The following is a 22,297-nucleotide window of genomic DNA, read 5'->3' as shown; positions in this document are numbered from 1 at the left end:
CAAGCTCTGCCGGGTGGCATTTGCCTTGATGAAAAATCAGAGCGAATACCAGCCGAAGCCTATGTTGCAGGGTTGCCCTGCAACATAGAATCTCCCACATTGGATTTGCGGTGAACACAAATTTTGTGTTCACAACCGGTCTCCTGTGGGAGCGAGCTTGCTCGCGATGGCGCCAGTCCAGGCACCTCAACCCTCAGACAGTGACATGATAGGGATTACGCGGATCATGGTTCCAATCCAGGAACGGCTTGCCGGTGTCCACCGTCACCATCTCGATGCAGTCCTGTACCGGGCAAGTGATCTGGCACAGGTTGCAGCCCACGCACTCTTCATCGATCACTTCATATTTGTGCGTGCCGTCAGCCTGTTTGAGGCTGGCGATGGCCTGGTGTGAGGTGTCCTCGCAGGCGATGTGGCAGCGCCCACATCCGATGCAGGCCTGCTGATCGATCTTGGCGATGACCTGGTAGTTGATGTCCAGGTACTTCCAGTCGGTGGTGTTGCCCACCGCGCGACCGGAGAACGCTTGCAGGTTGGCGTGGCCCTGGCTGTCCATCCAGCGCGACAGGCCGTCCTTCATCTCTTCGACGATGCGAAAACCATGCAGCATCGCCGCCGTGCAGACTTGCACCGCGCCGCTGCCCAGAGCGATGAATTCGGCGGCGTCGCGCCAACTGCCGATGCCACCGATGCCGCAGATCGGCAGGCCTTGGGTCTGCGGGTCACGGGCGATTTCGGCGACCATGTTCAGCGCGATCGGCTTGACCGCCGAGCCGCAGTAACCGCCGTGGGTGCTCTGGCTGCCGACGCTGGGCAGGGCGACCATGCGGTCCAGGTCGACGCTGGTGATGGAGTTGATGGTGTTGATCAACGACACCGCATCCGCGCCGCCGCGATGGGCCGCCCGGGCGGCGACGCGGATGTCGGTGATGTTCGGCGTGAGCTTGACGATCACCGGCAGCGAGCAATAGGTCTTGCACCAGCGGGTCACCTGCTCGACGTACTCCGGCACCTGGCCGACCGCCGCGCCCATGCCCCGTTCCGGCATGCCGTGGGGGCAGCCGAAGTTCAGCTCGATGCCGTCGGCGCCGGTGGCTTCCACCAAAGGCAGGATGCGTTTCCAGGATTCTTCGACGCAGGGCACCATCAGCGACACGATCAACGCCCGGTCCGGCCAGTCCTTTTTCACCTGGGTGATTTCCCGCAGGTTGATCTCCAGCGAACGGTCGGTGATCAGCTCGATGTTATTGATGCCCAGCACCTCGCGATTGGCACCGTAGTGGGCCGAATAACGCGAGGACACGTTCACCGCCGCCGGATCCTCTCCGAGGGTTTTCCAGACTACGCCACCCCAGCCGGCCTCGAAGGCACGGACCACGTTGTAGGCCTTGTCGGTGGGCGGCGCGGAGGCCAGCCAGAACGGGTTGGGCGCTTTGATGCCGGCGAAGACAATCGAAAGATCGGCCATTTACGCAGCCTCCACATTGAGCATCAGTTGAGCGTTGATCGCCTCGGCGGCGAGCTTGCCGTGCTGCACGGCCTGCACGGTGAGGTCCTGGTCCAGGCTGGTGCAGTCACCGCCGGCGTAGACACCGGGAATGCTGGTGCGCAGGTGTTCGTCCACCAAAATCCGCCCGTCCTGGCGCTTGAGTTCCCGGGCCAGTGGGTCCACCAGCGCGTTGTCGTCGAAGGCTTGGCCGATGGCTTTGAAAATGGCGTCGGCGGGCAGCTCGAAGGTGTCGGTGCCGGTGACCAGCCGACCGTTCTCCAGATGCGTGCGAGAGAAGCGCATGCCGCACACATGCCCGGTGTCATCGAGCAACACCTGTTGCGGTTGGGCCCAGGTCAGCAGGCGTACCTGATTGGCCTTGGCGATGTCTTGCTCGTGCAAGGTGGCCCCCATGTCTTCAAGGCCGCGACGGTAGACCAGGTTGACGTCCCGGGCGCCGAGACGCGCCATTTGCACGGCCATGTCGATGGCGGTGTTGCCGGCGCCGAGGACGATGCAACGGTCGGCCAGGGGCAACTGGCTGAGGTCGTCGGCCTGGCGCAGTTCGCGGATGTACTCGGTGGCGGCCAGCAGCCCTGGCGCTTGTTCGTCACTCAGGCCCAGTTGTTTACTGGCGGCCAGGCCGAGGCCGAGGAACACTGCGTCGAACTGTTGGTGCAGGTCGCTCAGGCTCAGGTTCTCGCCGAGTTTCTGACCGTGGCGGATTTCGATGCCGCCGATCTCCAGCAGGAAGTCCAGTTCACGTTGGGCGTAATCGTCCACCAGTTTGTACTTGGCGATCCCGTATTCGTTGAGGCCACCGGCTTTCTCCCGGGCTTCGAACATCACCACCTCATGGCCGTGCATTGCGCTGCGATGCGCACACGACAACCCCGCCGGCCCGGCCCCGACCACGGCGATGCGCTTGCCGGTGGCGGCGGCTCGCTGGAACGGGTGTTCGCTGAAGTGGGCGTTGTCCACGGCATAGCGCTGCAACGAGCCGATCAGCACGGGTGCGCATTCATGGGCGTTGTTGCGCACGCAGGCTTGCTGGCAAAGGACCTCGGTGGGGCAGACCCGAGCGCAACTGCCGCCGAGGATGTTGGCCGACAGAATCTTCTGCGCCGCGCCTTGGACGTTGTCCTGGTGGATGTTGCGGATGAACGAGGGAATGTCGATCTCGCTTGGGCAAGCATTCACACACGGCGCGTCGTAGCAGTACAGGCAACGAGAGGCTTCCAAGTGTGCCTGGCGCGCGTTGAGTGGCGGTGCCAGGTCGCTGAAGCGAGCGGCGAGGGTGGCCGGGTCTTCCTGGGAATGGGGGAGGTGACTCAAGGGCTGGATCATGGAATGGGCCTCACGGTGTTTGAGGTGCTGCCTCTTGTGGGCAGTGGTTTTTCGGGTGCCTCGATCGTTCCCACGCTCCGCGTGGGAATGCAGCCCGGGACGCTCAGCGTCCCAAAGCGGAACGCGGAGCGTCCCCAGAGGCATTCCCACGCAGAGCATGGGAACGATCCTGGGGTCAGCGTTTCACGGCAGTGGGTTTATTCAGCTCAGCCCGCTTGCTCAGCAAATCGAACACCGCCGGATACGCCGGCCGTTCGATGTAGCGCCCGGCGCCGCGTTCGGCCCGCAAGTCGCCGTCGGCCCAGACCAGCCGACCCTGGCTGATAGTGTGGCTGGGCACGCCGCGCACGGTCTTGCCTTCGAAGATGTTGAAGTCCACTTGCTGATGGTGGGTCTTGGCGGAAATCGTGCGACTGCCTTGCGGGTCCCAAAGCACCAGGTCGGCATCGGCGCCGACGCGGATCGCCCCTTTGCGTGGGTAGAGGTTGAAGATCTTCGCGGTGTTGGTGGAGGTGAGGGCGACGAAGTCCTGCATCGACAATTTGCCGCTGTTGACCCCTTCGTCCCAGAGCACCGCCATGCGGTCTTCGATACCGGCGGTGCCGTTGGGGATCTTGCTGAAGTCGTCACGCCCGGCGGCTTTCTGTTCGGCGCAGAAACAGCAGTGGTCGGTGGCGGTGGTGTGCAGGTTGCCGGACTGCAAGCCGTGCCAGAGTGCCTCCTGGTGCCCGCGCGGACGGAAGGGCGGGCTCATCACATAGCCGGCGGCGGTCTGCCAGTCCGGGTCGCGATAGACGCTGTCGTCCAGCAACAGGTGCCCGGCGAGTACTTCACCGTAGACCGGTTGGCCCTTGCTGCGGGCGTAGGTGATTTCGTCGAGGGCTTCCTTGGTGGACACGTGCACCAGGTACAGCGGCGTGCCCAGGGTTTCGGCGATGCGGATGGCGCGACTCGCGGCTTCGCCTTCCACTTGCGAAGGCCGCGACAACGGATGGGCTTCGGGCCCGGTGATGCCCTGGGCCAGCAACTTGCGTTGCAGGTGATAGACCAGCTCGCCGTTCTCCGCGTGCACGGTGGGCACCGCGCCCAGTTCCAGGCAGCGCTCGAAGCTTGCCACCAAGGTGTCATCGGCGGCCATGATCGCGTTCTTGTAGGCCATGAAGTGCTTGAAGCTGTTCACGCCATGATGGTTGACCAACTCGGCCATTTCTTCGCGGACCTGCTCGCTCCACCAGGTGATTGCCACGTGAAAACCATAGTCGCTGGCGCTCTTCTCGGCCCAGCCACGCCACTGATGAAAGGCTTCCATCAGCGACTGCTGGGGGTTGGGAATCACGAAGTCGATGATCGATGTAGTGCCCCCGGCCAAGCCCGCCGCCGTGCCACTGAAGAAGTCTTCACTGGCGACCGTGCCCATGAACGGCAACTGCATGTGCGTATGGGGGTCGATGCCGCCAGGCATCAGGTATTGGCCGCTGCCATCGAGCACTTCGACGCCGGCCGTAACATCCAGGTTTTCACCAATGGCCTTGATCACGCCGTCGGCACACAACACATCGGCGCGATAACTTTCATCATGGGTAATAACGGTGGCACCACGGATCAACAGAGACATTCCGAGTTCCTCGCAGGCATGACCGACTGTTGCCGGTTCTTTATGTTTTATCGATCACGGTTATTGAGTGACGACGTCGTGCAGATTTTCATTCTTGTCACGACTGTCAGGATTAGACGCTAGCTGGAGTTATTGAAATGAGCAAGATTATTTTTTATAAGCTTATTCAGTTATTAAGTAGTTGAAATTAAAGAATTAAATTTTAAAATCACCAAAATGGTGAGCCTGCTCACCATTTTGACGCACTTGACAGGATCGTTATTTGAGCGAGATTTGTCATGGTAAATCAGCGGCTTGAAAGCGCTTGAAGTGCGGCCCAGACACCTCGCCTTGATTCGGGGTGCACCACTTTGAATCTCGAACTCGACAGGACGTACAGGTCATCTAGCCTCAAGTCGATGAGCACAAAGTGAAGCAGGGCGGTTAATTGGCTTTAAATCTTTAGATATCAAATGTTTGAGAAGGTTATATCGATCGTCCGGTCAGCTCGGCGCGTTATTCGGCACGGTTATTGAGTGCCGTCGTGGTCTGGCGGGGTGGTCGGTAGCACGCGTGCAAGTACTCCGGCCATCGCCAGTCGATGAGCAAAAATAATGAAAACAGTGGAGCGGACATGACCAGATCAACAGTGACTGAGCGCGACGGGTTGTTCGAGCTTGAAGCCGGCAGCGACGTCCTCGACAGCCCCCGTTATAACCACGACATCGCGCCGACCAAGGTGCACGAGCGAACCTGGAACAAATGGCACATCACCGCATTGTGGGTGGGCATGGCGATCTGCGTGCCGACCTACACCCTCGGCGGTGTGCTCACCGCCTATTTCGGCCTGACGGTGGGCGAGGCGCTGCTGGCGATTCTGTTTGCCAACATCATCGTGCTGATCCCCCTGACCCTGAACGCCTTTGCCGGGACCAAGTACGGCATTCCGTTTCCGGTGCTGTTGCGCTCGTCCTTCGGCGTGATTGGCTCCAACGTGCCGTGCCTGATCCGCGCGCTGGTGGCGTGTGGCTGGTTCGGGATCCAGACCATGTTCGGCGGGCTGGCGATCCACCTGTTTCTCGGTTCGGTGTTCGACGGCTGGAAGAGCCTGGGTGGCACCGGCGAAGTGATCGGCTTCATGGTGTTCTGGGTCATCAACCTGTGGGTGGTGCTGCGCGGTGCCGAGTCGATCAAGTGGCTGGAAACGTTGTCTGCGCCACTGCTGGTGTTGGTGGGGGCGGGGCTGTTGGTGTGGGCGTTGCCCAACGTTTCGTTGACTGAACTGATGGCGGTTCCGGCCAAGCGTCCCGAAGGTGCCGGGGTGACCAGCTATTTCCTCGCCGGCCTGACAGCCATGGTCGGTTTCTGGGCCACGCTGTCGTTGAACATTCCTGACTTCAGCCGTTATGCCAAGAGCCAGAAAGACCAGATCGTGGGGCAGATCATTGGCCTGCCATTGACCATGTTCCTGTTTGCCTCCCTCGGCGTGGTCATGACCGCGGCCTCGGAAAAACTGGTGGGGGTGACGGTCTCCGATCCGGTGACCTTGATTGGGCACATCCAGAGCCCGGTGTGGGTAGCGCTGGCGATGGTGCTGATCATTGTCGCCACGCTCTCGACCAACACCGCCGCCAACATCGTCTCGCCCACCAACGACTTCCAGAACCTGGCGCCGAAACTGATCGGCCGCACCAAGGCGGTGATGCTCACCGGGTTGGTGGGGCTGGCGCTGATGGCCCACGAGCTGCTGAAGAAACTTGGCCTGATCGTGTCCGAGGTCAGCCTCGAGTCGGTCTATTCCAACTGGCTGCTGGGTTATTCGAGCCTGCTGGGGCCGATTGCCGGGATCATGGTGGTGGATTATTTCCTGATCAAGAAACAGCAACTGGACCTGGCCGGGCTGTACCGCGACGACGTTTATCCGGCGTGGAACTGGAACGGCTTCATCGCCTTCGGCGTGCCGGTGGTGCTGACGCTGCTGTCCCTGGGCAGCGATGCGTTCAGTTGGTTCTACAGCTACGGCTGGTTCACCGGCTCGGCGCTGGGCGGGGTGATTTATTACGGGTTGTGCAGTATGCGAGCAAGCCCCTCCGTCGCCAAAACAGCGGTGTGAAGGAGGGCCTCATCGCGAGCAAGTACACCAAAAACATGCCTGGAAAAATGGAGATCCCCATGAACGCAGCCATCGACGTTCTGCAATCCACCCATCAGCACATCAACCGCGATCGCCTGTGGCAATCGCTCATGGACCTGGCCCAGCTCGGTGCCACGGTCAAGGGCGGGGTGTGCCGATTGGCCCTGACCGACCTCGACCGCCAGGCCCGCGACCTGTTCGTGCAATGGACCCAGGCGGCGGGCTGCACCGTCAGCATCGACGCGGTGGGCAATATCTTCGCCCGGCGTCCGGGGCGCAATCCGAACCTGCCGCCAGTGATGACCGGCAGCCACATCGACACCCAGCCCACCGGTGGCAAGTTCGACGGCTGCTTTGGCGTGCTCTCCGGGCTGGAGGTGCTGCGCACCCTCAATGACCTGAACATCGAAACCGAAGCACCGCTGGAAGTGGTGGTGTGGACCAACGAAGAGGGCTCGCGTTTCGCCCCGTGCATGATGGGCTCCGGTGTGTTCGCGGAAAAATTCACCCTCGAAGAAACCCTCGCCAAGGTCGACGCCGAAGGCATCAGCGTGGGCCAGGCGCTCAATGCCATCGGCTATGCGGGTTCGCGCCCGGTCAGTGGGCATCCGGTGGGGGCATATTTCGAGGCGCACATCGAGCAGGGGCCGATCCTCGAAGATGAAGGCAAGACCATCGGCGTAGTAATGGGCGCCCTGGGGCAGAAGTGGTTCGACCTGACCTTGCGCGGCGTTGAAGCCCACGCCGGCCCGACCCCGATGCACCTGCGCAAGGACGCCCTGGTGGGCGCCTCGATCATCGTCGGTGCTGTCAACCGCGCCGCCCTCGGTCATCAACCCCATGCCTGCGGCACGGTCGGTTGCCTGCAAGCCTATCCGGGGTCGCGCAATGTCATCCCTGGCGAAGTGCGCATGACCCTGGACTTCCGTCACCTGGAACCGGCGCGGCTGGATTCGATGATCGCCGAGGTCAAGCAGGTGATCGAAGACACCTGTCGGCAGCACGGCCTGACCTTCGATTTGAAACCCACGGCCGACTTCCCGCCGCTGTATTTCGACAAGGGCTGCGTCGACGCGGTACGCGGTGCCGCCCAGGGGCTGGGCCTGTCCCACCTGGACATCGTCAGCGGTGCCGGCCATGACGCGATTTTCCTCGCCGAACTGGGCCCGGCCGGGATGATCTTCGTGCCCTGCGAAGGCGGTATCAGCCACAACGAAATCGAAAACGCCGCCCCGGACGACCTCGCCGCCGGTTGCGCGGTGTTGCTGCGAGCGATGCTGGCCGCCTCCCAGGCGATTGCCGAGGGGCGCATGGCGGCGTGAAGGCTAAAAGATCGTAGCTCCCACGGGGGAACGCCTATGTAGGAGCTGGCGAAGCCTGCGATCTTTTGATCTTGATCTTGATCTTTCGCTCTCGACTCAATTGTATGGGACAAGATCGCAGCCTCGTTGCACTCGACAGCTCCTACACAGCTCCTACAGGGAACGCGTTGATATGTAGGAGCTGGCGAAGCCTGCGATCTTTTGATCTTCAAACCCAAATGGCATCCCACAGGGGATAGTCACCAACACGCCTCACCAATCCGGCACGCAACGGATTGCTGATGATGTACCTTGCAGCGTCTTTCAGGTCCTCCTCTTTGCGTAGCGCCCGATCATGATAACCCCGCTGCCATAATCGGCCTTGTTGGCGACGGGCAAGATTGACGGCTCGGCTGCTGCGAGATTTGATGCGGCTCATCAGTTCGGCCAGATCGCCACTATGCAATTGTGCCAGCCAATGTACGTGATCCGGCATCACTACCCAGGCGAGGGAGGTTGCCATTGAGACTTCTTCGGCATTTCGCAATTGATCGACGAGCAGCCGGCCCAGTCGCCAATCGCTAAAAATAGGCTGGCGCTGGTACACAACGGCGGTCAATAGATAGATTCGTTCGGGCTCACTTACTCGACCTTTACGCAAACGACATCCATATGTTGCGGTGGGCATTGCCTGATCTCCAAAAAAATTATGTAGATCATTGAAAATTAGTCGTTGCGACAAAGAGCGACTGAAAAAGCAATTGCGCAATATTTCAGTGCGCGCAGGTTTTTGTAGGAGCTGGCGAAGCCTGCGATCTTTTGATTTTGATTTTGATTTTGATTTTGATCTTGATCTCGATCTTTCGCTCTTGACTCAATTGGCATTGGAAAGATCGCAGCCTCGTTGCACTCGACAGCTCCTACACGGCTCCTACACAGCTCCTACACAGCTCCTACACAGCTCCTACGCAGCTTCTGCGGGGAACGTGTCGTCTCTGCGGGTGGTCGTAATCTCCATGTGCTTCCGACCACATGGAGACCCAATGAATCAGCAAGTCCCGACCACCGATACCAACCGTCGTCAATTGCTGCAGATCATTGCCGGGCTGTCCGACGGGGTGATGTTGATCGAGGTCGACCAGACCATTGCCTGGGCCAACGCCGCGGCCTTGGCGATGCACGGGGTCGAGGACCTCAGTGAGCTGGGCACCACGGGGAGACAATACGCCCGGCGTTTCAATCTGCGTTATCGCAACAACCACCCACTGACCGACGACAGCTACCCCATCGCCCGGGTTGCTCGTGGCGATGAGTTCAGTGATGTGCTGGTGGAAGTCACGCCCCAGGCCGACCCGGATCGCACCTGGGTGCATCGGATCCGCAGCATGGTGCTGGCCGACCGTAACGGCGAGCCGGAGCTTCTCGTGCTGATCCTCAGCGATGCCACCGAATGGGCCAGCGCCGAGCAGCGCTTCGAGAAAACCTTCGGGGCCAATCCGGCGCCGGCGGTGATCTGTCGCCTCAGTGACCTGCGTTACATCAAGGTCAATCCGGGGTTCCTGGAGATGACCGGCTACAGCCGCGAGCAGGTGATCGGGCGTTCGGTGTATGAGCTTGATGTGCTTGAAGCCGCCGAAAGACGCGACCTGGCCATCGAACGCCTGGGGCAGGGCGCGACCATTCCGCAAATGCAGGCCGAGTTGAAATTGCCCGACGGCACCACCAAACAGGTGATCGTCGCCGGCCAGCCGCTGGACCTGCACGACGAAGACTGCATGCTGTTTTCCTTCATGGACATGGAGCCGCGACGCAAGGCAGAAACCGCGCTGCGCCAGAGCGAGGAACGCTTTGCCAAGTCGTTCCGCCTGTCGCCCGTCCCCACCCTGGTGTGCAGCGCCGAACAGCAGTTGCTGGAAATCAATGAGGCGTTTCTCCAGACCACCGGTTACGCCAGCGAAGAACTGTTGGGCAAAACCGTGGAGGAAATCGGCTTTCTCGACAAGGATGCCAGCGCCGCGCTGTTTGCCCGGTTGGAAAAGGCTGCCGCTGTTTCAAGCATCGACGTCAAGGTGCACAAGAAGGGCGGCGAACTCATCGACTGTGAGGTCGCTGCCGATACGGTGGTCATCCAGGACAAGCCTTGCTATCTGCTGGTGCTGATGAACATCACCGAGCGCAAACGCTCGGAGCTGGAGTTGGTGGCGGCAATCGAAGAGGTGATGAAAGACGCGTCCTGGTTCAGTCGGACCCTGATTGAAAAATTGGCTAACGTGAAGAGCATCAACGCCCAGGTGCCCAGTGTGTCGTTCACTGAACTGACGGCCCGGGAGCGCGACGTCCTGGGGCTGATTTGTGAAGGCCTGGCAGACAAGGAAATCGCCGCGCGCCTGAAGCTGGCGCCCAATACCGTGCGCAATCACGTGGCTACGCTGTATTCGAAACTGGATGTCCATAGCCGCAGCGAGGCGATTGTCTGGGCGCGGGAACGGGGTTTGTTCGCCAATGAATGGCGAATGAAGGCACCATGATAGCCAGTGCAAATGCACCGGGCATGCTGGTGCAAATTCGGGTTTTGCATGGGGGTTCGGTTCCTTAGGCTGTCAGTGTGCGACATCGTCTGTGATGTCGCGTCCCCACGAAACCGTCAAGGAATACGCCACAATGTGCAGCAAACCAACCCAGTATGAGCGCGACAGGATGCCTATGCGGACCAGGAGGTCGGCGCTGTCCACCGTTCATTTTTGCCCCCGGGGCTGAGGTGCATCGCATGACCCATCTGGCCCCCTTGCGCACCCGCCTGGAAGAAAGCTTTACGCCACTGGCCTGCGAATGCAGCCTCAATGGCGACGGCACCCTCACCGTACGTCTGTATCACCGTGAAAGCGGTGAGGTGGACCTGGTGGTGAGCGGCATGAGTGTCGACAGCGTCCGCTCGGAAGAGAGCATCGCCAAGTTGATCGACGAGCTGCGCTATGAGCTTGAGAACATTCCGTTGCATCGCGGTGATCCGGCATAAATAAAGACCAGGCACCTCAACCTCTGTAGGAGCTGGCGAAGCCTGCGATCTTTTGATCTTGGTCTTTCGCTCTTGACTCAATTGTCTGGAACAAGATCGCAGCCTCGTTGCACTCGACAGCTCCTACACAGCTCCTACACGGCCGATCGGGACAAGAGGCCTTGCTACAGCAACGTTGCCCGGCAATCGAGCACCAAGCGCGCGCCGCCGTGTTCGCAGCTGCCCACCTCCAGCGTGAACCCATGCAGATTGACGATCGCCGCGACGATCGACAGGCCCAGGCCGAATCCGCCGTGCTGGCTGCTGCCCTCGGCACGGTAGAAGCGGCGGAACACGGCCTTGCGCTCCGCTTCGGGGATGCCCGGGCCCGAATCGAGCACTTCAATGCGCGTGCTGTCGCCCTGATCGACCCCACGCAGGATCACCGTGCCTCCCGGCGGGGTGAACTTGATGGAGTTGCTCAGCAGGTTCGACACGGCCTCGAACAACAATGCCCGGTCGCCGTTGAGCAGGGGCAGCGCGTCAGGCACCTCGAGAATGAAGGTCAGTTCGCCTTCCTCGGCCAGTGGCAGGTAAAAGTCATGCAGCTCCTGCAATAACTGCAACGGATCGAGGCGCACGAAGCCCGAGCGCCGTTGCTGGTCTTCCAGCTCGGAAATCCGCAACAAGCCCCGAAACCGTGCCATCAGGGTGTCGGTTTCGGCGATCACCTGGTCCATTTGCAAGGCCTCGGGCGAGCCGTCCGGCGCTTGCTGCTGGATGCGATAAAGTTGGGCACGCAGGCGCGTCAATGGGGTGCGCAGGTCATGGGCGATGTTATCGCACACGCCCTTGACCTCATTCATCAAGCGTTCGATGCGGTCGAGCATGGCATTGACGATCGCCGCCAGCATGTCCAATTCATCACGCCGGCTCGACAGCGGCAGGCGATGGGTCAGGTCGCCGGCAACGATGGCTTCGGCACTGGCCTGCAGTTTGCGAATCCGCCGCAGCGGTCGCCGGCGCAACAGATGCCAGCCGGCGATGCCCGGCAGGATCGTCAGCGACACCCCCCAGAACAGCGCGTGCAAAATGATGCGGGTCACGGCGAACAGCGAGCCATTGTCCCGCGCCAGCACCAGCCAGCGGCCGTCCTGGGTGCGGGTTGCCACCGCGTCACAGCTATCGGAAGGTATGCTCGGGTCGTCGGAATCGACGCAACCGCCGAGCATGTGGATCTTGCCGTCCAATGGCAGGTCGGCGGGGATTCGCTGGATCGGCCCACCCAAATGCCGCAATTGCGGATCGAACAACCCGTAGGCGTCGACGCCGCGCTCGTCCAGCGTCAGGCTGGCCATGAGCGCATCTTCCAGTTGATCGCCATGGATCCGGGCGAACAGGTGCTGGCGCTGCATCAGGGAGTGCTTGGCCAGGCTGTCGAGGTAGCCGAACACTTCGTAATACATGACCCCCATCAGGATCGCGCTCCAGATCACGAACAGCGAACTGTACAGCGCCAGCAGGCGGCTGCTGGAGGAGCGCCAGCCTTTAGCAGGGTTCAGCAATGACATAGCCGGAACCCCGTACCGTGCGAATCAGCGGTTCCAGGCCCGGCGGGTCGATTTTCTTGCGCAGGCGGCCGATGTGGACATCGATCAGGTTGGTGCCGGGGTCGAAGTGATAGCCCCAGACTTCCTCGAAAATCATCATGCGCGAGAGGATCTGCCCACTGTTGCGCATCAGGAATTCGAGCAGCTTGTATTCGGTGGGCAGCAGGCTGAGCAGTTGCCCGTTGCGGCTGGCTTCGCGGCTGATCAGGTTCAGTTCCAGATCGGCCACCCGCAGCACGGTTTCCGGCTCGCGGGCGCCATTGTTGCGCCGCAGCAGCACTTCGACCCGGGCGGCCATTTCGTCGGTGGCGAACGGCTTGGTCAGGTAATCGTCGCCACCGGCCCGCAGGCCACGGACCCGCTCGTCCACGTCGGAGAGGGCGCTGATCATCAGGATCGGCGTGGCCACGCCCATGGTGCGCAGTGTGGTGACGATCACCAGGCCGTCGAGCTCGGGCAGCATGCGGTCGAGGGTGATCAGGTCGTAGTCGCCGCTCACGGCCCGTTCCAGGCCTTCGCGGCCGTTGTCGACCCAATCGACGTCCAGGCCGTTGCGGGTCAGCTCGGCGACGATTTCACGGGCGGTCACGGCGTCGTCTTCGATGGTCAGGATGCGGTTCATGGGCGGTACCGTGTGGGGAAGTTGGTGCTATTGCGCAGCATTCTGCCAAAAAATACCTGTCGGCTTTCTGAAAAAAAGTTCATGAGCCGACGAGCCGATTCGCTGGCCTGGATCAACACTTGGTCACAAATAATCCCTAACATAAATTTCGTGCGCACTATCATGTGGCGTCCGCTGCCCTGCTTTGGCGCACTGCCGCTGTAGGGTACTGATGCGAACCGGTGATGGTGTGCCGCAAGGAGCCGAGCCCCCACAGAATCTTCAAGGAAGAGCCGTATGATGCAACCTTCAGACCTTTTACGCCGAAAATTCGATATCCAGCCGCTGGCACAGGCCGACATGACGGTGCGCCTGGACGGGCAGGCTGTCAGCGCTGCCCACGGTGAAACCGTCCTCACCGTCATCCAGGCCCTGGGGCAACGTCAGGTGGCCCGCAACGATCACGACCAGATCAGCGGCGCGTACTGCGGCATGGGCGTGTGCCAATGCTGCCTGGTCAGGATCGATGGTCGCCACAAGCGCCGCGCCTGCCAGACCCTGGTACGCCCGGGCATGCAGATCGAAACCCGGGTCAACCGCATCACCGAAACGGAGGCGCCATGAGCCTCGATCCGGTGATTGTCGGCGGTGGGCCGGCGGGCATGGCCGCGGCCATTGAGCTGGCCTCCCACGGTGTGCGCTGCACCTTGCTCGAAGAAGCGCCGCGCCTGGGTGGCGTCGTCTACCGCGGGCCGCTGCGCGACGGTGTCAGCCTGGACTACCTGGGCCCGCGCTACAGCGAAGCCCTGGAGAAACTCCACGGTGAATTCCAGCAACACGCCGGCCTGATCGACGTGCGATTGAGCAGCCGGGTCATCGGTGCCGAAGGCTTCCGGGCGCTGATGCTGCTGGATGCCGACGAGCGCCTGGGCGAGGTCGCCTATTCCCATCTGGTCCTGGCGGCCGGTTGTCACGAACGCAGCGTGCCGTTTCCTGGCTGGACCCTGCCGGGCGTGATGATGCTTGGCGGCCTGCAATTGCAGATCAAGAGCGGTGTGGTCAAGCCGCCGAGCCCGGTGGTGATCGCTGGCACCGGTCCGTTGTTGCCACTGGTGGCTTGCCAGCTGCACGCATCGGGCGTGGCGGTGGCGGGGGTGTATGAGGCCTGTGCGTTCGGCCGGATCGCCAAGGAAAGCCTGGCGTTGCTGAACAAGCCGCAACTGTTCCTCGACGGCCTGAGCATGCTGGCCTACCTCAAGCTCAATCGCATTCCCGTGCGCTATGGCTGGGGCGTGGTGCAGTCTGACGGCGAGGGTGAGTTGAGCGTCGTTACCGTCGCGCCTTATTCCACGAACTGGGAACCCGACCTCAAGCGGGCTGAACAGGTACCGGCCCAGACGCTGGCGGTCGGCTACGGGTTTATCCCGCGGACTCAATTGAGCCAGCAGATGGGCCTGGAGCACGGTTTCAGCGAAGACGGCTATTTGCGGGCCGTGTCTGATGCCTGGCAACAAAGCAGCGAAGCGCACATTCACCTGGCCGGCGACATGGGCGGGATTCGCGGCGGTGAAGCCGCCATGCTCAGTGGACGCATCGCGGCGCTGTCGATCCTGATGCAACGCAACGTGCTGGATCCATCCACGGCCCTGGCGCACCGCGAACGCTACCAGGCGCAACTGGACCGGATCATTCGCTTTCGCGCCGCCGTGGATCGCTACACCCAGCGTGGCGCCGGGCAAACCGCGTTGCCGGCCGCCGATACGGTGATCTGCCGCTGCGAGCACGCCACCCGCGCCGACATCGACCGGGCGCTGGAGCAAGGCGTGCAGGACATGGCCAGCCTGAAGATGCGCACCCGCGTGAGCATGGGCGATTGCCAGGGGCGGATGTGCGTCGGCTACTGCAGCGACCGCTTGCGCGAGGCCACCGGGCGTGCCGACGTGGGCTGGCTGCGACCGCGTTTCCCCATCGATCCGATTCCCTTTTCAGCGTTCCAGAACGTCGGCATGGAGGCCGTTTCCCATGATTAAGGATTATGACGTGGTCATCGCCGGTGGCGGTGTGATCGGGGCCTCCTGTGCCTATCAACTGTCCAAGCGCAAACACCTGAAGATCGCCCTGATCGACGCCAAGCGCCCCGGCAACGCGACCCGTGCGTCGGCCGGTGGCCTGTGGGCCATTGGTGAATCGGTGGGCCTGGGCTGCGGGGTGATTTTTTTTCGCATGATGTCGGCCAACCGCAAGCGCCAGACCCAGGGTGCGGCCGTGGCGGTAGACGCCAGCACGCCGCACATCCTGCCCGAGTCGTTCTTTGATTTCGCCCTGCAGTCCAACGCGATGTATCCGCAGCTGCACCGCGAGTTGATCGACAACCACGGCATGGATTTCAAGTTCGAGGAGACCGGGCTCAAGTTCGTGATCTACGACGACGAAGACCGTTCCTACGCCGAGCACATCGTCGCCTGCATTCCCCACCTGGCGGATCAGGTGCGCTGGCTTGACCAGGCGGCCCTGCGTGAGGCAGAGCCGAATGTCAGCCATGAAGCCCTGGGGGCGCTGGAGTTTCTCTGCGATCACCAGGTCAGCCCGTTCCGCCTGGCCGACGCCTACACCGAAGGCGCCCGGCAGAACGGCGTCGACCTGTTCTTCAACACCAGCGTGACCGAGGTGCTGCGCAGCGGCACGCGGGTGACAGGCGTGAAAACCGCCGAGGCGGGGACGTTCAACTGCCGGACCCTGATCAACGCGGCCGGTGCCTGGGCGGCGGACCTGAGTGAGCAGGCCACTGGGGTGCGGATTCCAGTCAAGCCGGTCAAGGGGCAGATCCTGTTGACCGAGCGCATGCCGAAGATTCTCAATGGCTGCCTGACCACCAGCGACTGCTATGTGGCGCAGAAAGACAACGGTGAGATCCTCATTGGCAGCACCACCGAAGACAAAGGCTTCGACGTGACCACGACCTATCCGGAGATTGAAGGGTTGGTGCAAGGCGCGGTGCGCTGTATCCCGCAGTTGGTCGACATCAACCTGAAACGAACCTGGGCCGGCCTGCGCCCGGGGTCACCTGATGAATTGCCGATCCTGGGGCCGATGCGCGGGGTGGAAGGCTATCTCAACGCCTGCGGGCATTTCCGCACCGGCATCCTGACCTCGGCCATCACCGGGGTGCTGCTGGATAAACTGGTGAACAACGAGCCCTTGCCGCTGGACATCACCCCGTTCCTGGAAGATCGCTTCGAGGTGGCGCCGACAGTAAAGCCCCAGGAAATGCAACTGGCCTGAAGAAACTCTGTGGGGAACACATATCCCACAGTCACCCGAAAAAAACTGTGTGCGAGCCTGTGGGAGCAAAGCTTGCTCGCGATAGCGGTATGCCAGTCAAAATTGTTGCTGGATGATCCAGCGCTATCGCGAGCAAGCTTTGCTCCCACAGGTACTCTGGTTACCCCCAGGGTTTTTTGTTCACAGCCGATTATTCCATCGGCGTACTGACAAACGCCTCCAACCCTTCGGCATAGGCGGTGAACGCGCTGATCAACGGGAAAGCCTTGCCTTGCACCTGGTCCGGCACCACCAGGTTGGTGAAGCTCCAGGCCACTGCCACGGTGATGCCGGCCTGATCGAGGTTGCCATCAGTGCCCAGGGGCTGCTTCTCCAGTTCCTGCTCCAGCATTCCATAAGCCGCAGCCAGTTGGCCTTCCACGCGTTCAACCCAAGGCGCGTGCTGGATCTCTGTCGGTCGCAGGTTGCGTTCGTAGTAGATCTGCACCGATTTCTCGCACGCCGCCAGGGCCAAGCCAATCAGGCGCAGTGCGCGCAGCCGTTGGCCAATGTCGGCCGGCATCAAGCTTTTCCCCGGGGCGGCCAAGGCCTCCAGGTAATCGATGATCAACGTGGAATCCATCAGCACGTCGCCGTCGTCCAGTACCAGGGTCGGGGCCTTGACCACCGGGTTGATGCGCTGAAACTGTTCGAAATGCCTGAACACCGAAACGGACTCGTGCTCCAGGGCAACCCCCAGGCACTTGGCGGAAATGGCGACGCGTCTTACATAGGGCGAGTCCAGCATGCCGATCAGTTTCATGACGTCTCCTTGAGTAATCCTTTGCGGGCGTTAATCCTCGAACCCGACCTGTTCATGGATTTCATCAACCTTGAGTTCCAGTCGGTAAGCCACGGCAATGAACAACGCCTGGCACAGGCACAGCGTGGCGCTCAATGAACGGAAGGCGAACGAGCTGCCTTCGTTCACCAACAGCACCGCATTGGCCCGTTTGGCCAGGGGCGAGAGGTTGCTGTCGGTGATGATCAGGGTCTTGGCCTGGTGGTGCTGGGCAATGCGCAGGCAGTGCTGGGTTTCCTTGCCATAGGGCGTGAAGCTGATGGCGATGACCAGGTCGTTGGCACGCACGCTGCGCATCTGCTCGCGGTAACTGCCGCCCAGGCCGGACACCAGGTGAATGCGTTTATTGGTGTGTTGCAGGTTGTAGACCAGGTAATCGGCCACCGCGAACGAACGGCGCACACCCACCACGTAGATGTTGTCGGCGTTGACCACCAGGTCCACGGCCTTTTCGAACGCCTGGTCGTCCAGCTCCAACCCCAGGCGCTCGATGCCCGACAGGGTGGCGTTGACGCACTCGCGGGCCAGGTCGCCGCCGCTGGCCTTCTGCGACTTGTTGGCGATCATGCTACGGATGCGCTGCTGGTAGTTCTGCACCGGGGTGGTCTTGTGGGTGTAGGCCTCGCGGAACAGCGCCTGCATTTCACTGAACCCGCTGAAGCCGAAGCGCTGGGAAAACCTGACGATGGCCGAGGGGTGCACTTCGCATTCCCGGGCGATGTCGCTGATGCGGTCGACCATGATCCGGTCGCTCTGCTGGCTCATGTAGCTGGCGATGCGTTTGAGCTGGCGCGGCAGGCTTTCGTATTCATCGGTGATCAGTTGCAGCAGGCGCTCGGCATTGATCGGTGGGCTCGAGAGGGCGGGTTCGGACGCGCTCTCGGACGGCGCCGGCAGATCATCGGGGCGGGTCATAGAAAATCCTTCTGGCTTGTTCTTATAGGGCGGCCCGAAAAAAGGCCGGCCCTCGACAATAGGTTGGCTGGTCGCAGTCTACAGCGTAGGCGCAGGGAAAATCATGGGCGGACAAATGTTGCAGCATCTGCTGAAACGATGCACTGCGCCTGGTTCGCTCTGCTCATAGCGTATTGGAAAAAATATTCCACGTAAAAAATTTATAGAATAATTATTGATTGTTGCGCGCCGCTCGTTTTAGTCTGCATTCACCAACAGCGCTGGCGTCGGTTTTGGCGACAAGCGCAGGCTGATAAAAATAACAGGAGCCAGCATGGGCCAGACTCGTTTTGCCAGTGGGCGTCAATTGGATGTGATCTGCCTGGGACGCCTGGGCGTCGACCTTTACGCGCAGCAAGTCGGCGCGCGCCTGGAAGATGTCGCAAGCTTCGCCAAGTACCTGGGCGGTTCGTCGGCCAACATCGCTTTCGGCACGGCACGCCTGGGGCTCCGGTCGGCGATGCTGAGCCGGGTAGGGGACGACCACATGGGCCGCTTCCTGGTGGAATCCCTGGCACGTGAAGGCTGCGATGTCAGTGGTATCAAGGTCGATCCCGAACGCCTGACGGCCATGGTCCTGCTGGGGATCAAGGACCGGGAAACCTTTCCCCTGGTGTTCTACCGGGAAAATTGCGCCGACATGGCGTTGCGCGCCGAAGACATCGACGAAGCCTTCATTGCCTCCAGCAAGGCGCTGCTGATCACCGGCACGCATTTCTCTACCGATGGCGTCTACAAGGCCAGTACCCAGGCCCTGGATTACGCTGAGAAGCACAACGTCAAATGCGTGTTGGACATCGATTATCGGCCGGTGCTCTGGGGCCTGGCGGGCAAGGCCGATGGGGAAACCCGTTTTGTGGCCGACCAGAAGGTCAGCCAGCATGTGCAAGGCATCCTGCCGCGTTTCGACCTCATCGTTGGCACTGAAGAAGAATTTCTCATCGCCGGCGGCAGCGAAGACCTGCTGACCGCGCTACGCACCGTGCGCTCGCTGACGGCGGCGACCCTGGTGGTCAAGCTTGGCCCGCAAGGTTGCACGGTGATTCATGGCGCCATTGCGGCCCGCCTTGAAGACGGCGCCCTTTACCCTGGCGTCCGGGTCGAGGTCTTGAATGTACTGGGCGCCGGTGATGCATTCATGTCGGGGTTCCTCGCCGGTTGGCTGGAGGACGCCAGCGATGAGCGCTGCTGTCAGTTGGCCAATGCCTGCGGCGGCCTGGTGGTGTCGCGCCATGCCTGTGCCCCGGCGATGCCGACCCGGGCTGAGCTCGACTATTTATTCAAGAGCCCGGTGCCGATTACCCGTCCGGATCAGGATCCCGTGCTGCAACGGCTGCACCAGGTCAGCGTGCCCCGCAAGGCCTGGAAACAACTGTTCATCTTTGCGTTCGACCATCGCTGGCAACTGGTGGAGCTGGCCCAGAAAGGCGGCCGCGACCTGAGCAGCATCAGCGAACTCAAGCAATTGTTCATCCAGGCGGTGGAGCGGGTCGAAGCCGACCTGCAACGCCAAGGCATCGAGGCCGACGTCGGTCTGCTGGCCGACCAACGCTTCGGCCAGGACTCGCTGAACGCTGCCACCGGACGTGGCTGGTGGGTGGCGCGGCCAGTGGAGGTACAGAATTCGCGGCCGCTGGCGTTCGAGCATGGGCGTTCCATTGGCAGCAACCTGATCGCCTGGCCGCAGGAACAGATCATCAAGTGCCTGGTGCAATTTCACCCTGATGACGAACCGCTGCTGCGCCTGGAGCAGGAAGCGCAACTGATGGGGCTGTACAAGGCTTCCCAGGTCAGCGGCCATGAATTGCTGCTGGAAGTCATTCCGCCCAAGGATCATCCGTCATCCCACCCGGATGTGCTCTATCGCGCCCTCAAGCGCCTCTACAACCTGGGTATTTTCCCGGCGTGGTGGAAGATCGAAACCCAGAGCGCGGAGGAATGGAAACAACTCGATGAGCTGATCCAGCAACGCGATCCGTATTGCCGTGGCGTGGTCCTGCTGGGCCTCAACGCCCCGGCCGCCGCCCTGGCCGAAGGCTTCCGCCAGGCCAGCCAGAGCACCACCTGCCGCGGGTTTGCCGTGGGCCGCACGATCTTCCAGGAACCGAGCCGGGCGTGGCTGGCCGGGGAAATCGATGATGAAACGCTGATCCGGCAGGTGCAGGGCAGGTTCGTGGAATTGATCGAGGCGTGGCGCAGTGCCCGTGCTTGATGTACAGGGCTTTTGTGGCCAGAGCTTGCTCCCGCTGGACGTGTAGGAGCTGGCGAAGCCTGCGATCTTTTGATCTTGATCGTTCGCTCTCGACTCAATTGGTATTGGAAAGATCGCAGCCTCGTTGCACTCGACAGCTCCTACAGGGCGCAGCCGAGCGGGAGCAATCTCTGGCCACAGGTGATCGGTTGAACATTAGAGACAACAATAAAAGGTGCAGCCATGCCCGCTATTCGAATTGGCATCAACCCGATTTCCTGGAGCAACGACGACTTGCCATCGTTGGGCGGCGAGACGCCGTTGAGTACGGCGCTGAGTGAAGGCAAGGAAATCGGCTACGAAGGTTTTGAACTCAACGGCAAGTTCCCCAAGGACGCCAAGGGTGTCGGCGATGTGCTGCGTCCCTATGACCTGGCGTTGGTCTCCGGCTGGTATTCCAGTCGCCTGGCCCGGCGTTCGGCGGCTGAGGAAATCGACGCCATCGCCAGCCACGTCGAGCTGCTGGCACAGAACGGCGCCAAGGTGCTGGTCTATGGTGAAGTCGCCGATTCCATTCAAGGCCAACGCATTTCACTGATCGAGCGGCCGCGTTTCCATACGGATGAAGCCTGGCAAGCCTACGCTGACAAGCTCACCGAACTGGCGCGCTTCACCTTGTCCCGGGGCGTGCGCCTGGCCTATCACCACCACATGGGCGCCTACGTCGAGTCGCCCTCGGACATCGACAAGCTGATGGCCCTGACCGGCAGCGAAGTGGGCCTGCTGTTCGACTCGGGCCACTGCTACATGGGCGGTGGCGAACCGTTGCAGGTGCTGCGCAAACACATCGAGCGGGTCTGCCATGTGCACTTCAAGGACGTGCGCAAACCGGTGGTGCAACTGGCGCGCAATAACCTCTGGAGCTTTCCCGACTGCATCATCAACGGCACCTTCACCGTGCCGGGGGACGGTGACATCGACTTCGCCGCGTTGCTCGACGTGCTGCTGGCTGCCGATTACCAAGGCTGGCTGGTGGTGGAAGCCGAGCAGGATCCTGCCGTAGCCCCGAGTTATGCCTACGCCAAGAAGGGCTACGACACGCTGCGTGCCTTGCTGCAAGAAAGGAGCTTGTCATGAGCCTGTTGATCAAGAGCCATTCCAGCGGTCGAACCATGGTCCAGTTACCGGCGGGGGAGCTGGAATACGTCGGGTTCGCCGCCTACCGCCTGAGCCTGGGCGAAACCCTGCCGGTGGCCGCCGGCGACAAGGAATTGTGCCTGGTGCTGCTCAGCGGGCGCATCAGCCTCAAGGGCGAAGCGCCGGGGCAGGGGGCTTTCGATTGGGACAACCTCGGTGATCGCCAGTCGGTATTCGAGGACAAGTCACCGTATGCCGCTTACCTGCCGCCCGGCAGTCAGGCCCAGGTCACCGCGTTGAGCGATGTACAGATTGCCGTGTGCGCCGCGCCGGGGGCTGCGCAGAACAGCCATGGCCCACGGCTGATCCGCCCGGACAGCATGAAGCGCAGTGTGCGCGGCAAGGGCGCCAACACCCGTTATGTCTGCGACATCCTGCCCGACAGCGAGCCGGCCCATTCGCTGTTGGTGGTGGAAGTGCGTACTCCGTCGGGGCATTCCTCGAGCTACCCGCCGCACAAGCACGACACCGACGACCTGCCGCACCAGAGCTTCCTGGAAGAGACCTATTACCACCAGGTCAACCCGTCCCAAGGCTTCGTGTTCCAGCGGGTCTACACCGACGACCGCAGCATCGACCAGGCCATGGCCGTGGAGAACAGCGACCTGGTGGTGGTGCCCAAGGGTTACCACCCGGTCAGCGTGCCCTACGGGTACGAGTCGTATTACCTGAACGTCATGGCCGGCCCGAAGCGGGTCTGGCAGTTCCATAACGATCCGCAGCACAGCTGGCTGCTGGACCTCTGATTTCCAACATTCGCA

Annotated in this window: 18 protein-coding genes; 10 read left to right on the top strand and 8 right to left on the bottom strand. The window is 61.5% G+C overall.

Annotated features, from left to right (window positions below):
- Positions 1–193: 193 nt before the first annotated feature.
- The 3 genes from preA to hydA all read right to left on the bottom strand — a co-directional run bounded on the left by preA (position 194) and on the right by hydA (position 4,451).
- Complete coding sequence (preA, locus tag ASC85_RS20505; RefSeq protein ID WP_003202911.1) at positions 194–1,468, bottom strand: NAD-dependent dihydropyrimidine dehydrogenase subunit PreA; 1,275 nt, start codon at positions 1,466–1,468, stop codon at positions 194–196.
- Positions 1,469–2,836, bottom strand: coding sequence for an NAD(P)-dependent oxidoreductase (locus tag ASC85_RS20500; protein WP_057451092.1), 1,368 nt, complete (start codon positions 2,834–2,836; stop codon positions 1,469–1,471).
- Between the two features lie 175 nt (positions 2,837–3,011).
- The gene (gene hydA / locus ASC85_RS20495) at positions 3,012–4,451 is read right to left on the bottom strand and encodes a dihydropyrimidinase (protein WP_057451091.1); all 1,440 of its coding nucleotides are present in this window, start codon (positions 4,449–4,451) and stop codon (positions 3,012–3,014) included.
- A gap of 613 nt (positions 4,452–5,064) precedes the next feature.
- On the opposite strand from hydA, the gene ASC85_RS20490 reads away from it, so the two are divergent.
- The gene (locus ASC85_RS20490) at positions 5,065–6,543 is read left to right on the top strand and encodes an NCS1 family nucleobase:cation symporter-1 (RefSeq protein WP_057451090.1); all 1,479 of its coding nucleotides are present in this window, start codon (positions 5,065–5,067) and stop codon (positions 6,541–6,543) included.
- A gap of 59 nt (positions 6,544–6,602) precedes the next feature.
- Complete coding sequence (locus ASC85_RS20485; protein WP_057451089.1) at positions 6,603–7,886, top strand: Zn-dependent hydrolase; 1,284 nt, start codon at positions 6,603–6,605, stop codon at positions 7,884–7,886.
- Between the two features lie 208 nt (positions 7,887–8,094).
- Here the strand turns inward: ASC85_RS20485 and ASC85_RS20480 are convergent, their stop codons facing one another.
- Positions 8,095–8,553, bottom strand: a complete 459-nt coding sequence (locus ASC85_RS20480; RefSeq protein ID WP_057451088.1) for an REP-associated tyrosine transposase — start codon at positions 8,551–8,553, stop codon at positions 8,095–8,097.
- Positions 8,554–8,908: 355 nt separating this feature from the next.
- Between ASC85_RS20480 and ASC85_RS20475 the strand changes: the two genes are divergently transcribed.
- Positions 8,909–10,393: a helix-turn-helix transcriptional regulator gene (locus ASC85_RS20475; RefSeq protein ID WP_057451087.1), complete on the top strand. Its 1,485-nt coding sequence runs from the start codon at positions 8,909–8,911 to the stop codon at positions 10,391–10,393.
- A gap of 239 nt (positions 10,394–10,632) precedes the next feature.
- Positions 10,633–10,881 carry a DUF1652 domain-containing protein gene (locus ASC85_RS20470; protein ID WP_057451086.1) on the top strand — a complete coding sequence of 83 codons (249 nt, stop codon included), beginning with the start codon at positions 10,633–10,635 and terminating at the stop codon, positions 10,879–10,881.
- Positions 10,882–11,045: 164 nt separating this feature from the next.
- Here ASC85_RS20470 and ASC85_RS20465 read toward each other — a convergent pair whose 3' ends face one another.
- Together ASC85_RS20465 and ASC85_RS20460 are read right to left on the bottom strand one after the other, a co-directional pair.
- On the bottom strand, positions 11,046–12,431 hold the full coding sequence (locus ASC85_RS20465) for a sensor histidine kinase (protein ID WP_057451085.1): 1,386 nt from the start codon (positions 12,429–12,431) through the stop codon (positions 11,046–11,048).
- Positions 12,409–13,092: a response regulator transcription factor gene (locus ASC85_RS20460; RefSeq protein WP_003202897.1), complete on the bottom strand. Its 684-nt coding sequence runs from the start codon at positions 13,090–13,092 to the stop codon at positions 12,409–12,411. The genes ASC85_RS20465 and ASC85_RS20460 overlap by 23 nt, the downstream gene beginning before the upstream one ends.
- A 276-nt stretch (positions 13,093–13,368) precedes the next feature.
- Here ASC85_RS20460 and hcnA point away from each other — a divergent pair, with 276 nt between their 5' ends.
- From hcnA to hcnC, 3 genes are read left to right on the top strand one after another with little or no spacing between them, the layout of a single operon-like run.
- Complete coding sequence (hcnA, locus tag ASC85_RS20455; protein ID WP_095974883.1) at positions 13,369–13,695, top strand: cyanide-forming glycine dehydrogenase subunit HcnA; 327 nt, start codon at positions 13,369–13,371, stop codon at positions 13,693–13,695.
- Positions 13,692–15,101 carry a cyanide-forming glycine dehydrogenase subunit HcnB gene (hcnB, locus tag ASC85_RS20450; protein WP_057451084.1) on the top strand — a complete coding sequence of 470 codons (1,410 nt, stop codon included), beginning with the start codon at positions 13,692–13,694 and terminating at the stop codon, positions 15,099–15,101. Before hcnA ends, hcnB begins: the two co-directional genes overlap by 4 nt.
- Positions 15,094–16,353 (top strand): cyanide-forming glycine dehydrogenase subunit HcnC, encoded by a 1,260-nt coding sequence (hcnC, locus tag ASC85_RS20445; protein WP_057451083.1) that lies wholly within the window; start codon positions 15,094–15,096, stop codon positions 16,351–16,353. Before hcnB ends, hcnC begins: the two co-directional genes overlap by 8 nt.
- Positions 16,354–16,543: 190 nt before the next feature.
- Here the strand turns inward: hcnC and ASC85_RS20440 are convergent, their stop codons facing one another.
- Both ASC85_RS20440 and ASC85_RS20435 read right to left on the bottom strand, forming a co-directional pair.
- Complete coding sequence (locus tag ASC85_RS20440) at positions 16,544–17,155, bottom strand: glutathione S-transferase (protein ID WP_057451082.1); 612 nt, start codon at positions 17,153–17,155, stop codon at positions 16,544–16,546.
- 30 nt (positions 17,156–17,185) lie between these two features.
- A complete protein-coding gene (locus tag ASC85_RS20435) occupies positions 17,186–18,109 on the bottom strand; it encodes a MurR/RpiR family transcriptional regulator (protein ID WP_014337867.1) in 924 nt (307 codons plus the stop codon).
- A gap of 313 nt (positions 18,110–18,422) precedes the next feature.
- Here ASC85_RS20435 and ASC85_RS20430 point away from each other — a divergent pair, with 313 nt between their 5' ends.
- The 3 genes from ASC85_RS20430 (at position 18,423) to iolB (ending at position 22,282) form a co-directional block, all read left to right on the top strand.
- Positions 18,423–20,360, top strand: a complete 1,938-nt coding sequence (locus ASC85_RS20430; RefSeq protein ID WP_057451081.1) for a bifunctional 5-dehydro-2-deoxygluconokinase/5-dehydro-2-deoxyphosphogluconate aldolase — start codon at positions 18,423–18,425, stop codon at positions 20,358–20,360.
- A gap of 222 nt (positions 20,361–20,582) precedes the next feature.
- The gene (gene iolE / locus ASC85_RS20425) at positions 20,583–21,476 is read left to right on the top strand and encodes a myo-inosose-2 dehydratase (RefSeq protein ID WP_057451080.1); all 894 of its coding nucleotides are present in this window, start codon (positions 20,583–20,585) and stop codon (positions 21,474–21,476) included.
- Entirely contained in the window at positions 21,473–22,282 is an 810-nt protein-coding gene (gene iolB, locus ASC85_RS20420) for a 5-deoxy-glucuronate isomerase (protein ID WP_013693594.1), read from the top strand. Before iolE ends, iolB begins: the two co-directional genes overlap by 4 nt.
- The last annotated feature ends 15 nt before the right edge of the window (positions 22,283–22,297 follow it).

Origin of the sequence: Pseudomonas sp. Root401, from assembly GCF_001425105.1 — a bacterium.
Taxonomy (GTDB): Bacteria; Pseudomonadota; Gammaproteobacteria; order Pseudomonadales; family Pseudomonadaceae; genus Aquipseudomonas; species Aquipseudomonas brassicacearum.
This window is presented reverse-complemented; position numbering and strand designations above follow the sequence as displayed.